Raw genomic sequence first — 14,413 nt, 5'->3', positions numbered from 1 at the left:
ACAACTGTAATACTTATGGTCGTACTTTAGTTCAAATCCATACTCCAACTTTAGTTGGAGTCAATTTTCTACTTTGAGATAGCTTGATTTATCACCATTTGATTGTGTAGAAGTACCAACTCTGAGGGGACGACAAGTAAGCGTCAATTGCCTATATTAAGTTCGAGGCAACTGAGGTACAAATGGACACCGAATACTACGATGACATTATCGTCGGTGGTATTACATACAGCAGGTAAAACTTTAGCCCCTGCGCTGGTCGTCAGTGGACATAAGACCGCTTTAGTGAAACACAGTTCAAACATGATTGGCGACACCTACAACAATTTCGCTTACATTGCCGCTAAAACAATGGTGTTGATTCCACTCATGCCTGGGCTCAAAGAAGCTGGATTTTCAACGAGGAGATGATCATGGAGCTAAAACAGTTATTTGAGCACCTGATCGTACTTGGCAGTGGCTACATTGGGTTGGAATTTGCCTGAATGTTCCAATGCTTTGGCTCTCGCGTCACCCTTTCCTATTCATTAATCTGGAACTGGCGCATGTCGATTTAACCGAAACTGAGGCGCTACAACAAGGTTCCGCCATTGGTGTAGCAAAGTTTGATGCCTCAGCCATTCCAGAGCGAAAATCCTGGATCGATCTGATGGCATATTGAAAACCAATCAGAAAATTGAGGTAAAATCAATGACTCAACTTCCACATGCTGAACTTATTTCTACTGCTTCAATGAATGCCTACCATTGGCAACATAAGCTTGATCGCCCCCAATCACATCGTTGCTCTGAAAAACCTAGTCGTAACCGAGGCGTGTTCCTGTCCCAGCGAGGATGGCAAAAGTTGGTTCAAGCGGGAGTATTACACACCGAATACGGTGAGCGCCACACCTATGAAGAGTTGAGTGCCCGATCTCTTCTTGATAAACGTACTGTCAGTCGATTGTTAAGTTGCGAAGTCAAAGTCGATAAAGGCACGCTGAAAATATTCTTCCGGGCTTTTAACTTATCACTAGAAACTGGTGACTACGCTTCGTCTAGGGGTAATGAAGTAAATGATGTAAAACTTGATGCATCAGCTCATGCAACCTTGATGTTACAGAAAATTGAGTTCGAACAGATTGTTGAAGATTTGCTCGAATTGAAGCAGCAATTAAGAGAGTACGATCGCCTGTTTCAGCGGTTGGGCTTAAACGAAAGCCATATTAGTCAACAATTGAGAGCATAGGTTACTCACTAGTACGGAACTATCTAAATTTCTGCGGTTTGGTGTAGATCATCGCTATACGATCGGAGCTGCTTTAGGGTATGTGATTACCATCGCTTCAAGAGCCACGATCGCATCTACATTGTTGTCGCACTAATTGTGCTAGTCACTCTCATTCACGGTGTTCTATCAACTAGTGAATCTGCCGATGTTTCAAACTCTATCATTGGAGATAGCCTTATGTCCTCTAATCTATTATTAATCAAAGGTAATTCCAAACCTCTCAATATTTTATCTCAAGTTGATTTTCCTCTAAATCACGCTCTCACCCATGTTGCTCAAGAAACTGCTGAATTGTTGCAACATATTTATTCAGATCAATCCGATGACACCAATTCTATTAAGACGGTTGCAATTCGAGCCATTGAACCAGAATACATGCAAGTTATTGCTGCCGAACCGTTAACTCAACGTGAATTAGAGGTATTACAACTGATTGTGGATGGCTATCGCAATCCTATGATTGCTGAAAAGCTACATATTGCTGAAGGTACAGTCAAAATCCATGTCCGCAATATTCTCAAAAAGCTTTGTGCCGATGATCGAACTCAAGCAGCAATTCGGGCACTTCGATCCGGTCTAGTTTGCTAGGGAGTTGATGCTGCTCAATCCGGTTGATAACGAGATCATGATATTCCTAGCGGTTACGTTCTTCAAGTACCACCAAACATTGAACAGGACGATTTCAGGTACAAAGCGCCGCCATTTGAATAGAAATGCATTAGACATAGAAAAGCTAGATGCAAGAGTTGAAGGTTTTCCTACCTTACCGCCAACTTATTTTGCAACAGAACTGTCTCAGTGAGGTATGTCGTTCGCCACTAAGAAATATTTACGACACAGTTGTAGAAGTGTATGAAACAAGATCCGTCGCGAGAGTCCCTGATCAACTTGCTGTTGCCACTCTTTCTCATTTTAGGCTTGGTGCTGCTGCTGAGCTTGAATGCAGGGCAGAACAACCAGACTGCCGAGTCAGTCAGTCTATTAGAGGCATGGCTGAAAGTCATCGTTAGCTATTTAGCGGCAGGGGCAGAAATTGCCGCAGCCATTGTCATTGGTGAGGCGATCATGCGCGGTCTTTTGAGTTACATCCGCCAACTACTCTCGCGGAGGCAGCAGCCCGATGCCACCAAAGTGATTCGCCTGCAACTGGGGCGGGTATTGGCGTTAGGTTTGGAATTTACCGTTGCCAGCGATATTCTTCTCACAGCAGTTGCTCCGACGCGCCAAGATATTTTAAACCTAGGCGCGATCGTGTTGTTGCGAACATTGCTCAACTACTTCTTAGAGCGAGAAATTCGACAAGGAGAACAACTAGTTGTCCAGAGAAACCTATCGTGATGGAGGAACGATGAGTCGAGATATTCTCAGTGTCGAGTCGATGGACAATACAAGGCGATCGCTCAGATAGCGCTGATCGTTTGGGAAAGAACTGATGTTAGAAACAGCACTAACCCTTAAGGTTTTGAGCGTTGTGGCACTTGTCGACAGCAATTTTCATTTTGAAACGTTTGTACTAATACTAGGACTTTCAAAGACTTTTATGCCTGATCACCTGAACGACAGAATGCAGGGTCTAGCCGTTTGAAGCCACTGAAATCAGATGTTTAAGTAAGAATTATTCTTATCTGAGAATTGCTGAATTGTCGAAGTGTTGAGCCGCAGCGGCTGTTATTTGCTTTGCTTGCCTTCAGTGCTTTTGAGGGTTGTCTCGAGCCACATCATAGCAGCACTGCAGCTTCGAACCTCAATCCTGTCCCAATTGATAGCAGTTACAGTCGAGTTATTTACCAATTTTGTTTTGGGTGGGGGTCACATTTCGGACGCAGTGGTGATGGTCATCAATGGCTGACCAAGCACGCAAAACTTCGGCAACTGTCCACGCTTGGGCAATGCAGCCTCTTGCCGTCATGGGAGCATCACCATCAAAAATTTCACTAAGGTTTCCCAGTCCATGTGTGGTGAGATGGTTTACCAATGGTTCCAGGAGCTTCTGCGCCTGTGCTGGATTGTTGTAAACCCGCAGATGTGCCAAGGCAAAAGCTCCGAGTAGCCAACCCCAAACGGTTCCCTGATGGTAAACGCGATCGCGTTCAGGCCCATTTCCAACATAGTGTCCTGCATAATCGGGATGGTCAGGAGAGAGCGATCGCAACCCATGAGAGGTGAGCAGTTTTTTTCCACATACATCTACCACTTGCCGCTGTTGAGATGGCGTGAGTGGACTTTGAGGTAAAGACACAGCAAAAATTTGGTTGGGTCGCAGCGAGTCATCGTCTCCATTCGGTGCATCAATTACGTCGTAGCAGTATCCAGTTGCTTCATTCCAAAAGCGAGAGAACTTAGCTAAGGTACGATTGGCGATCGCTTCATAGTCCTGGTAGGGTTTGCCAGTCTGCTGCGCAAACTTTGCCATAGTACGAAGAGCGTTATACCAGAGCGCATTGATCTCAATCGGCTTGCCAATCCGAGGGGTAATCACCTGATTATTAACTTTGGCATCCATCCAGGTAAGCTGCACGCCCGCTGCTCCAGCATAGAGCAAGCCATCGGACGCATCGAGGTGAATATTGTAACGAGTGCCGCGACAGTGCCAGTCAATTACATCTGCCAACACAGGAAACAGGTCACGCAGCAGACTATCATCTTCTGTTGCACAGTAGTATTGGCGGATGGCTTCAAAGTACCAGAGCGTTGCATCAACTGTGTTGTATTCGGGGGCTTCTCCAGCATCGGGAAAGCGATTGGGCAACATCCCCTGATCAACATATTGAGCAAAGGTCCGAAGAATCGATCGGGCGATTTCTGGACGACCCGTAGACAGCGCCAGTCCTGGTAGACTAATCATCGTGTCGCGTCCCCAATCGCCAAACCAGTGATAGCCAGCAATGATAGTTTCGCCCACGGGGTCATTGGATGAAGGGCGATCAACGATAAACTGGTCGGCAGCTAACACCAGTCGATGAATCCAGTCTGGAGTTTTCTCAGCGTGAATCGGACGGCTGATTTCAAACAGTTGAATTAACTTTTGCTCATGAGCCGTTTTTAATTTGAGGGCGCTTTCACCCTCTAAATCGAGTTGCGGTTCGGTGCTAACCACGATTGTGAAAGATGACGCTGGTTCGAGCGTGATAGTAAAAGTTGCAGCATGGAGATGGTCTTCACGATCGCTCAATCCGCGATCGCGCTCTGCTGCCAAATCAAAGCTATAATACCAGTCGTGAGCAGGAGTTACGCTGGCAGAATTGCTGAGTAAATAAACTGGAGCTGCACCCGGAAAAGCAGTGATTTGGATGCCCTGAGCGATCGCTTCAACACTCATTTGCCATCCATTGCTCTGAGTGCTGCCGTGATAGTCGCGATAGTTAACAAACGCCTGTAGCGTCAGTTGCAGCGGTTGCGTGGCGCGACTCAACGTGTACTGCACATAGGTGGTATTGCTCCCAAGCTGCATCCAGATTCGTTTTTCAAGCTGGACATCGCTAAAGCCAAACTGCCAAACAGGAGTAGTCCCATCTAGGAAAAATCGCTCGATGTGATGATACCCCACCGGACTGACTGTGCCACCTGTCCAACGATTCGTAAAAAGCAAATAAGATTGTCCATTGTATTGAACAGTCTCATCCAGTTTAGTGACTAACAAGGTACGCCCTAATGGCGGATTTAGTGTAGCAATGAGTAAGCCATGATAGCGACGGGTCAGCAGTCCTGCAACTGTGCCAGAGGCATATCCACCAATACCGTTGGTGACTAGCCATTCTCGCGATTCGGCTGTTGGCAGCGTACCGCAGATTTCTCGCCCAAATTCAATATCCATCTGTAAAAAGTCTTTGTGCAACACCAACCCAATTGTTTAGGATGTTATTTCATCCGGTCTTGTAAGTGATCCGCGACCCGCAGCGCATTCGCAATAATTGTCAGTGTGGGATTCACGCCAGAATTTGAGGGAAAGAAACTGCCGTCTACTACATAGAGATTGTCTATATCATGGGTGCGACAGTTAAGGTCAAGCACGGAGGTCGTTGGATCTTCACCCAAACGACAGGTGCCGCACTGATGCCCTACTGCCTGTAAAGGGATACTGTTACGCGGATAAATACCCATTGGAATGATAAAGGGCTGCATCGAGTGATCATTGGTCTCCAATACTTTGATCCAGCGTTGCACCAGGCGATCGTGTGCTTTTGTATTGTTCGGTTTGTATTCCAAACAGACCTTGTCATCCATTACCCGAACTCGATTGTCTGGATCGGGTAAATCTTCAGACTGTAACCACCATCCCGTTGAATGACTGGCAATTTGTTCAAGGCCGAAACCCGGAACCAGTTTGACAAGCGGTGCTAATACAGCAGGTGTTTCAGCCGGAATCATATCCCCCAACACATTGCCCGTATTTTGGATTTGTCCCATTGGATAAGGAAAATCTGGCTCCCCCCAATAGAAATCATTAATGGCGATCGTCTTTTGATAGACGGCTGGGTTTGGCTTGGTACTGAGTGCCAGAATTGCCGTTGCCAAATGCTTCATAAGGTTACGTCCCACCTGGTTTGAACGATTTGCCAAACCATCAGGGTGCTGATCACTCGCAGAACGCAAGAGTAAAAGCGCCGAGTTAATTGCGCCACAGGAAACCACGACAGTGTTACTGGTGAAAAGCTGCGATTGTCCCTCAATCTCTGTCTCGACCCTAGTCACTTCTCGCCCTGATGCGCTGGTGTGTAGCCGCACTACTTTAGCTTGTGTTATTAAAGTGACATTATTGTGCTGTTGAGCCGGACGCACTGCGTTTACATCGGCATCGGCTTTGGCATGAACCAGGCAGGGAAACCCATCACAAGTATTACAACGAATGCAGGGACTAAACTCTGGATTTACCTCATCCAGCTTAATTCCTAATGGTAAGTGAAAGGGATGTAAGCCCTGCTGCCGAAAACCATCACTCATATCCTGCATTCGAGGTTCATGACTCACAGGAGGATGGGGATAGCCTTCACTCATCGGTGGCTCAGTCGGGTCTTCACCCTGCAACCCGTGCACGTTATAGAGTTTTTCTGCTTCTGTGTAATAAGACTCAAAATCTCGATATTTTAAGGGCCAAGCAGAGGAAACTCCCTCATGGTGAGCGACTGTATCAAAGTCTTTCTCGCGCATTCGCAGGAGTGCCGCACCGTAAACTTTAGTATTGCCACCAACCCAATACCCTACACCTGGGCGAAAGGATTTGCCCCCAAGGTTGTACCACATCTCATCGGTGTGGTAGCGCTCTTTCTGATAAACCTCTTTAGCATTCCAATTCGCTTTCTCACGCGGTAAGAAACTCCCACGCTCTAAGATCAAAATCTTCTTCCCAGTAGGAGCAAGCCGATGAGCCAGCGTGCCACCTCCTGCACCTGTGCCAATAATGATAATGTCGTAGTCAGTGTTGACGGTCATAAGTAATTCTCTTAGAAATAAGAAGTAAGAAGAGGCAGCTTGGGTTGAGGGATGAAACCCAACACGTAGAATGTTGCTAACGTTCAGAACCTTGAGGTTGAGTTTTGCAAAGCTCAACCTAACCTACTTAAACGATCGCTCAAATCAACCTCACCTTCCTGGTTATAGTTGCAGTGAAAAATACAGCGTTTGTGCGTATGATGGTTGAGTTTGGCGCACTTGACGGCACGTTGTCCAAACATAGACAGATACAATTCGGCAGCAGAAAACATTCCAACTAGGGGAGCAAAAATATAGAGCGGAAATGCTGTCCAGATTTGGGCAGGAAAAGCGGAGGCAAAACTGCGAGCGGGGTTCATGCCAAACCCGGAGAGCGGCGCTTCTAAAAAGACATAGAGCATCACCAGAGAACCGGAAAAAATGCCTGTATAGCGGCTGAATTTCTTGTGGTTACTGGTGAGTAAAACGGTAAGCATCAAGATGAAAGCAATTACAAACTCACCTAATAAAGCAGCAAGCCAGCCCATTGCTCCTGGTACCGTAACAATGTAGTTGACAGGCGGTTGGGTGAATCCATTCCTCAAAGCCAGGACGACTAGATAAATTCCCAGCACTCCACCCAAGCACTGAAATAGAACGTAGAAAGCAGCATCCTGTCGTTTTACTTTGCCAAGTCGGTAAAAGGTGAGGGTGACGGCAGGGTTCATGTGTGCGCCGGATTGTTTGCCCCAAGGAGAATAAATCAGGGCGATCGCCGTCATTCCCATTGCTACACCAATCAACAATCGGCGCAAATCGGCATTGGCGATCGCTTGATGAATTGGTGAGTTGGGATACTCAAAGATCACCGTGAACACCCCCGCAGAGATCATAAACAACCCCAGCAGTGCCGCTTCCATTAGGTATTCGGGCCAATGCTGCTTCAGCGTGTTCACCCTAATCTCCCTGTGCCCGATGTTCAGCATTTTGGAGGATCATGGCAGCAATTAATCCTGTCCATCCGGTTTGGTGACTGGCCCCTAACCCTGCACCGTTGTCACCGTGAAAATATTCGTGAAACAGAATGTAATTGCGCCAGTGCGGGTCTGATTGAAAGGTTTCTAAGCCGCCATAGATCGGACGGCGACCTGACTCATTTTGCTCAAACAGGGCAACTAAACGGTGAGAGAGGGCGGTCGCCACTTCCCGCAGCGTCATTTCCTGCCCTGAACCGGTGGGACATTCCACCTTAAACTCATCACCGAAATAGCTGTGAAACTGCCAAAGCGCTTCAATAATTAGATAATTTACTGGAAACCAGATCGGTCCACGCCAATTGGAATTGCCGCCGAATAAACCAGTCGTTGATTCTGCCGGTTCATAGTAGACATAGTAGCTAGCTCCAGAGCATTCCAGTACGTAAGGATGTTCCTGATGATATTTAGAAATCGCTCGAATGCCGTAAGGACTGAAGAACTCGTCTTCATCTAACATTCGTTGCAAAATTCGCTTTAGCTTTGCGTCGTACACAATCGACAACAATCGTCTGGCCCCCATACCCGGAGTTTCCATGCAGGCAATATTGTTTTTCAAGTCCGGACGATTTTGAATAAACCACTGCATCCGCTTTTTAAAACCTGGAAATTGTTCCAATGTTTCTAATTCCAGAACCGTCACGGCATAAAGGGGAATTAACCCCACCATCGATCGCACTTTGAGCGGCAACTGCTGCCCTTGTGGCAATTGCAGTGCATCATAGTAGAACCCATCTTCTTCATTCCACAATGCAATGTTGGTATCCCCAATGCCATCGATCGCATCAGCAATATAGAGAAAGTGTTCAAAAAATTTGCTGGCAATATCTTCGTAAGATTTATCTTCCTTTGCCAGTTCCAGAGCGATCGCCAGCATATTTAAGCAATACATTCCCATCCAACTGGTGCCGTCTGCCTGATTGAGATAGCCGCCTGTAGGCAACTCCTTGCTGCGATCGAATACTCCAATGTTATCCAGTCCCAGGAAACCACCCTGAAACACATTCTTGCCCGCTACATCTTTGCGATTGACCCACCAAGTGAAGTTGAGCAGCAGTTTGTGAAAGACCCGCTGAAGGAACTGGCGGTCGCTACGTCCATAAGACTTTTGCTCAATCTGATACACTCGCAGCGCTGCCCATGCCTGCACAGGAGGATTCACATCACTAAACGCCCATTCATAGGCGGGTAGCTGACCGTTGGGCTGCATATACCATTCGCGAGTCAGGCGATCGAGTTGCAGCTTGGCAAAATCGGGGTCAATGACCACCAACGGAATCAGGTGAAACGCCAGATCCCAGGCGGCAAACCAGGGATATTCCCATTTGTCGGGCATCGAAAGGATATCTTCGCTGAACAAGTGGCTCCACTCACGGTTGCGTCCTTCTTTGCGTTCAGCGGGTGGTTGTGGTTGCCCAGAATCGCCATTTAACCAGTCTTGCACCACATAGTGATAGTACTGTTTGCTCCACAGTAAGCCTGCAAATGCCTGCCGCTGAATGTTGCGTTCATCTTCCGACATTGGAAAAGGAGAAATTCGCTGATAAAACTCATCGGCTTCCTGTTTGCGTGTCTCAAAAAGATGAGTGAATTCTGCTCCAAACGGCTCAGCAATTGTTGCAACATCGCTCAGGCGTAGGCGAATAGTTTTTGTTTCTCCCGGTGCGAGCGATAGCTGATAGTGAGCCGCAAACTTAGTGCCGATGCGATCGCCATTCACGGCATCCTGCTGTCCCTCGACAACATAATCATTGATGCCATCTTTCACATAAGGCGAGGTATTGCGAACACTAAATAGTCGCTCGTAGTTCGTTTCATTATCTGTGAAGAGTAAGCCTGCGCCCCTTTCGCAATAAAGCCAACGAGTTCCCAAAGTTGGATGAATCGCTTCAACCACGCTGAACTCTTGCTCATTCACAACTTTAATGAATGGTTTTTTACTCTCCGGATTCCAATCCCAGGTGTTGCGAAACCAGAGCGTTGGCAATAAATGCAATGTGTGTGTTTCGGAGCTACGATTGGCGATCGCCACCTGAATCAAAATATCATCAGGTGAGGCTTTGGCGTATTCCACAAACACATCAAAGTAGCGATTCTCCGCAAAAATTCCAGTATCCAGCAGCTCAAATTCTGGCTCGGTTTTGCTTCTGTGACGGTTTTCTTCTACCAGTTGAGTATAGGGAAATGCCTGCTGTGGATACTTATACAGGCACTTCATGTAAGAATGAGTAGGTGTATTGTCGAGGTAAAAATAATACTCCTTGACATCCTCACCGTGATTGCCCTCTGGGCCAGTTAAGCCAAACAGCCGTTCTTTTAAGATGGGATCATTCCCATTCCAAAGCGCGATCGCAAAACATAACCGCTGCCGACTGTCTGAGATGCCTGCAATGCCGTCTTCACCCCAGCGGTAGGTGCGCGATCGCGACTGTTCATGGGAAAAATAATCCCAGGCAGCACCATAGGGACTGTAATCTTCTCGCACGGTTCCCCACTGCCGTTCACTGAGATAAGGACCCCAACGTTTCCAGTAGGCAGTCCGCTCCCGGTCTTGCTGTAATCGAACTTCTTCTGGAGTCATAACTACTGCTCCTGGTAGTTCCACAACAATCCACCATCAACAAAGAAAGTGGTTCCAGTCACATAGTCAGACTCAGCCGATGCGAGAAACGTGACAATCGAGGCCACATCTGCCGGTTTGCCTAATCGCCTTAGCGGAATGTTGCTCAGCAGTGCGCCTAATTTTTCTGGATCGTTTAGTAGCTTGGTGTTGATGGGTGTCTCGATCGCACCGGGTGCCACATTATTAATCGTGATCCCAAAGGGAGCTAGCTCAACCGCAAGATTACGAGCCAGCATTTTTAAGCCACCCTTACTGGCACAATAAGCCGCAAAGTGAGGAAAGGGCAATTCTTCGTGAACCGAACTGATATTGATCACCTTGCCAGGATGCTTCGTCTCCATCAAATGTTTGGCAAAGGATTGAGTGGCAAAAAATACACCCTTTAAGTTCACATTCATGACGGCATCATAGTCTGCCTCAGTCACATCCCAAAAGTCTGCGTTCTTCTCGATTCCAGCATTGTTGACTAGAATGTCTAGTTTGCCAAAGTGAGTGATGCTGTCTGCAATCATGCGCTGCACGTCAGCAACCATACCCGTATCGGCTTGAACGGTGAAGCCATCGACCATATGACATTGACCACCCGCTGCTTTTACCTTTGAGAGGGTTTCCTCTGCCCCCTCTGGATGAGAACGGTAGTTAATCACAACGCTCGCTCCTTCTTGGGCGAGACGAATGGCGATCGCCTGTCCAATTCCCTGGCTGCTACCCGTAACCAACGCAACTTGGCCTTCTAGCTTCATACTTACTCCAATGATGGTGTTGATTCGATCAAGAAGGAACGGATAGGTTGAAAACTTTTGAAATGTTTCGTTGAAGCATCAAGCAAAGTTTCAGAAAACTCAAATCGCGACGATTTGCTTGCATCACAGCATAAGTTGAAGAAGTTAAAGATTCAGTTCACCCGCAACAATGTCAAGCACCCAGTTTTGGTTAAGCTAGGGAGAGCTATCAAAACGATCTTTTTGTGTCGTTACTTGCACGATGAGCGTATTCATCAGGAGATTCAGGAAGGCTTGAGTGCCGTCATAAACTGGAATAGCGCCAATGACTGCATAGATGCAGCAAATGGGAGTGAATGAACTCAAAACCTTGGTGCCACTCATTTATGACCATGTCAATCTTTATGTGCGCTTCTTCTTCCAATCGATTGAAATCAGCAGACAAGATAGACCTGCAATCACCGCTGATTTGGAAGATTGAATGGGTTGCATGATTTAGTCGGGGGTTAATGAAACAGCAGTGGATAGCAACCTTGCTGCCACTTGATCGACCATCCATATCACATTTCCTTGAGCCGGATGAACGATTTGAGCAGGTAAGCGATCGGGTTGATGCTGTCCTTCCAACACTGCTTTCAGCGTTGTAGCTTTCTCTACTCCAGTGACAAAGAAGATGATTGTATTCGCGTTGTTAATCACAGGTGGCGTTAAGGTAATGCGATCGCTGTTCAACTCTTCCACCCAGGGTGCAACGACTAAACGAGTTTGCTCATGAACCGCAGCAGTGCCAGGAAATAGAGAGGCGGTGTGTCCGTTAGCCCCCATCCCCAACAACACTAAATCGAAGCGAGGAAATTCATGTTCACCGAGTTGAAAAAATTGTTTCAGGTCTCGTTCATATTCAGCAGCAACTGCTTGAGCATCTGAATTTTCAGCTTTAATGCGATGCACGTTTTCCTGTGGAATCGGAACTTGAAACAGCAATTGCTCTTGTGCCATCCGAAAGTTGCTACTGGAATCATTTGGTGGAACGTGACGTTCATCACCCCAAAATAGGTGGACTTGATTCCAGGAGATTTGATCACGCCAGAGTTGAGTTGCCAACAGTGCGTAAAGACTTTTGGGAGTTGAGCCACCGGAGAGGGCGACCGTGAATCGTCCTTGTGCTTGAATCGCTTGCTGGGCTTTTTGCACAAACTCAGTAGCAGCAGCATGCGTCAGCGCTTCAAGCTTGGCAAAAACTTGAATTTCGGGCTTCATCTGAGATCGGATTAATTTTTGCATCATCGTTCCCTTTATTTCAAAACTGGAATTGGAGCATGGGATGGGTGAGTGTTGTAAATGTCCATGATGGCGTTGAGTAACCGCAACGCATCTGGTTTTGAACGTTGAAATGAATTGCGTCCAATAATTGAGCCAAATCCGTGGCCCGCATGAATCGCTCGAATTTCATTCAGAAGGGCATCATCACTGTTGGTCTCTCCACCCGAGAAGATGACAATTCGTCGTCCGTTAAAGGTACATTGCACCACATGATGCACCCGTTCAGATAACGTTGCGATCGGGATTTGCTCTTGTTCATATACCTTGCGTGCTGCCTCCTGCTCGATATGCTCGTTCGGCAGTTTCACCTTGATAATGTGAGCTCCCAACTGAGCCGCAATCTGAGCTGCATACCCAATCACGTCGATCGCTCTCTCACCCGTTTTGCTTAAACCCGATCCACGGGCGTACGACCAAATCACCACAACCAATCCATTCCGCTTCGCTTCTTCGGCATAGGCTCGAATCTGGTCATACATCTCAAACCGATGGGCTGAACCGGGATAGATGGTGAAGCCGATACCAACGCAGCCTAATCTCAACGCATCCTGTACACTGCCCGTTAACGCTTGCATCGGGTCAGATTCATCTAACAGCGCATCGTGATCATTGGCTTTCAGAATCAGAGGAATTTCACCAGCAAATTCTCGCGCTCCTGCTTCCAAAAACCCTAACGGTGCAGCGTAAGCATTACATCCAGCTGCGATCGCCAACTCAAAATGATAACGAGGATCATAAGCGGGTGGATTCGGGGCAAAACTGCGGGCTGGACCATGCTCAAAGCCCTGATCAACTGGCAGAATCACTAGTTTTCCGGTGCCTGCTAATTTACCGTGATTGAGCAAACGGCTCAAATTAGTCAGCGTTCCAGGATTATCACTGCCATACCAACTGAGAATTTCTTTTACTCGCTGAGTCATTGTGTTTCTCCTAAATGTTCAAAGTCTGGTCCAATAAAATCTTTCTTCCGCTCTTCACGGCATATCCTGCCAGCAACTTCGGCAAAACCAATGCACTTGATGGTCACGGATATGGCGAAGGAGTGGACTAGAACAGCAGAGACAGACTGTTCCATCCATTCCAGAGCTAAACCGTTGGTCGAAGACGGCTTTTGGGAATTTCTGTAGCTGTGCGCTTGCCCAGGATGAACCATTCGACCGCATTAGCAAATCCCTCCTCTTCATAAGAAGTGGTTACATACTGAGCCTGTTGCTGCACGTCTGCACTCGCATTACCCATGGCAATGCTCAACCCACTGCGTTCAAACATTGGCACATCATTGAGCATGTCTCCAATCGTGGCAATCTCCTGTCTAGGAATTCCGAGCAGGTGTGAGAGGCGATCAACAACAGCCCCTTTGTTAGCTTGTGGATGAGTTACATCCAGATAATAAGGCTGAGAGCGAGCCGCAGACACTTGCTCGCCGCCACCTGAACTGGCTCCTGCCCGACAGTGAACATGCGGGCTAAACGTCTGCTGAACATCGGTTTCGCAGTGAGCAACAGCATCCAAGTCATCGCTAACGCCAACAATTTTGATAACGTTATCGAGTAAACCGTCGAAACTAGAAACAACCGTAGGTGAAAACTTAACGGTCCACTCTTCACGATCGACGTGAGGACCATGCCGCTCATGCACGAACCAATCCTTACCGCGATAGATCCAGACATCAAGATGATGGTCAGCAATCATCTTGATCACATCTTGAGTAATGGTTGTGGGTAAGACGTTTTCCTCTAGGGTAGAGAAGTCGGGGTAGACAAATAGACCGCCATTAAATGCCGCAATTAGCTCTGTCAGCTTTAGCTCATCAGCGATCGTTTTCATACCCAATGGCGGACGACCGCTGGTAATCGTGAAACGAATGCCCGCATCCCAAAGTTTATGAATGGCTGCACGAGTGCGATCGGTCAAGATTTTTTCTTTGGTCACTAGCGTCCCATCGACATCTGCAAGCAGCAGAGAAATCTTAGAAGATTGAATGGTTTGACTCATAATGAGGAAGTTGTTGAAACGTAATTTAGTTTGAGTAC

13 protein-coding genes and 2 pseudogenes are annotated in these 14,413 nt (G+C 47.2%); 7 read left to right on the top strand and 8 right to left on the bottom strand.

From position 1 onward, the window contains the following. Positions 1-201: 201 nt before the first annotated feature. From H6F90_RS11325 to H6F90_RS11305, 5 genes and pseudogenes are all read left to right on the top strand, one after another. Complete coding sequence (locus H6F90_RS11325; protein ID WP_190552574.1) at positions 202-411, top strand: hypothetical protein; 210 nt, start codon at positions 202-204, stop codon at positions 409-411. A gap of 82 nt (positions 412-493) precedes the next feature. Further along, positions 494-661 carry a hypothetical protein gene (locus H6F90_RS11320; RefSeq protein WP_190552573.1) on the top strand — a complete coding sequence of 56 codons (168 nt, stop codon included), beginning with the start codon at positions 494-496 and terminating at the stop codon, positions 659-661. A 29-nt stretch (positions 662-690) separates the two neighbouring features. Then, a complete protein-coding gene (locus H6F90_RS11315) occupies positions 691-1,227 on the top strand; it encodes a hypothetical protein (RefSeq protein ID WP_190552572.1) in 537 nt (178 codons plus the stop codon). Between the two features lie 432 nt (positions 1,228-1,659). Then, positions 1,660-1,857 (top strand): annotated as a pseudogene (locus tag H6F90_RS30630) (LuxR C-terminal-related transcriptional regulator); the annotation flags it as partial. A gap of 264 nt (positions 1,858-2,121) precedes the next feature. Beyond that, complete coding sequence (locus H6F90_RS11305) at positions 2,122-2,607, top strand: DUF1622 domain-containing protein (protein ID WP_190552570.1); 486 nt, start codon at positions 2,122-2,124, stop codon at positions 2,605-2,607. A 442-nt stretch (positions 2,608-3,049) separates the two neighbouring features. On the opposite strand, the gene H6F90_RS11300 is transcribed toward H6F90_RS11305, so the two are convergent. The 5 genes from H6F90_RS11300 to H6F90_RS11280 form a co-directional block, all read right to left on the bottom strand. Next, positions 3,050-5,083 carry an amylo-alpha-1,6-glucosidase gene (locus H6F90_RS11300; RefSeq protein ID WP_190552569.1) on the bottom strand — a complete coding sequence of 678 codons (2,034 nt, stop codon included), beginning with the start codon at positions 5,081-5,083 and terminating at the stop codon, positions 3,050-3,052. A gap of 44 nt (positions 5,084-5,127) precedes the next feature. Beyond that, on the bottom strand, positions 5,128-6,699 hold the full coding sequence (locus tag H6F90_RS11295) for a GMC oxidoreductase (protein ID WP_190552568.1): 1,572 nt from the start codon (positions 6,697-6,699) through the stop codon (positions 5,128-5,130). Positions 6,700-6,812: 113 nt separating this feature from the next. Beyond that, positions 6,813-7,634: an MIP/aquaporin family protein gene (locus H6F90_RS11290; protein ID WP_370587997.1), complete on the bottom strand. Its 822-nt coding sequence runs from the start codon at positions 7,632-7,634 to the stop codon at positions 6,813-6,815. 1 nt (position 7,635) lies between these two features. Next, on the bottom strand, positions 7,636-10,293 hold the full coding sequence (locus tag H6F90_RS11285; RefSeq protein WP_190552567.1) for a glucosidase: 2,658 nt from the start codon (positions 10,291-10,293) through the stop codon (positions 7,636-7,638). A gap of 2 nt (positions 10,294-10,295) precedes the next feature. Next, entirely contained in the window at positions 10,296-11,078 is a 783-nt protein-coding gene (locus H6F90_RS11280) for a glucose 1-dehydrogenase (protein WP_190552566.1), read from the bottom strand. 153 nt (positions 11,079-11,231) lie between these two features. Between H6F90_RS11280 and H6F90_RS30625 the strand changes: the two are divergent. Further along, positions 11,232-11,393 (top strand): annotated as a pseudogene (locus H6F90_RS30625) (Tn3 family transposase); the annotation flags it as partial. A gap of 1 nt (position 11,394) precedes the next feature. After that, a complete protein-coding gene (locus H6F90_RS11270; RefSeq protein ID WP_190552607.1) occupies positions 11,395-11,538 on the top strand; it encodes a hypothetical protein in 144 nt (47 codons plus the stop codon). 14 nt (positions 11,539-11,552) lie between these two features. On the opposite strand, the gene pgl is transcribed toward H6F90_RS11270, so the two are convergent. From pgl to H6F90_RS11255, 3 genes are all read right to left on the bottom strand, one after another. After that, positions 11,553-12,344: a 6-phosphogluconolactonase gene (gene pgl / locus H6F90_RS11265; RefSeq protein ID WP_206756172.1), complete on the bottom strand. Its 792-nt coding sequence runs from the start codon at positions 12,342-12,344 to the stop codon at positions 11,553-11,555. 8 nt (positions 12,345-12,352) lie between these two features. Next, positions 12,353-13,300, bottom strand: a complete 948-nt coding sequence (locus H6F90_RS11260) for a class I fructose-bisphosphate aldolase (RefSeq protein WP_190552563.1) — start codon at positions 13,298-13,300, stop codon at positions 12,353-12,355. 166 nt (positions 13,301-13,466) lie between these two features. Then, complete coding sequence (locus tag H6F90_RS11255; protein WP_190552562.1) at positions 13,467-14,375, bottom strand: Cof-type HAD-IIB family hydrolase; 909 nt, start codon at positions 14,373-14,375, stop codon at positions 13,467-13,469. Positions 14,376-14,413 lie beyond the last annotated feature (38 nt).

This window comes from Trichocoleus sp. FACHB-591 (genome assembly GCF_014695845.1).
Taxonomy (GTDB): Bacteria; Cyanobacteriota; Cyanobacteriia; order FACHB-46; family FACHB-46; genus Trichocoleus.
Note: the sequence above shows the minus strand (reverse complement) of the source record. Positions and strands in the feature narration are given on the sequence as shown.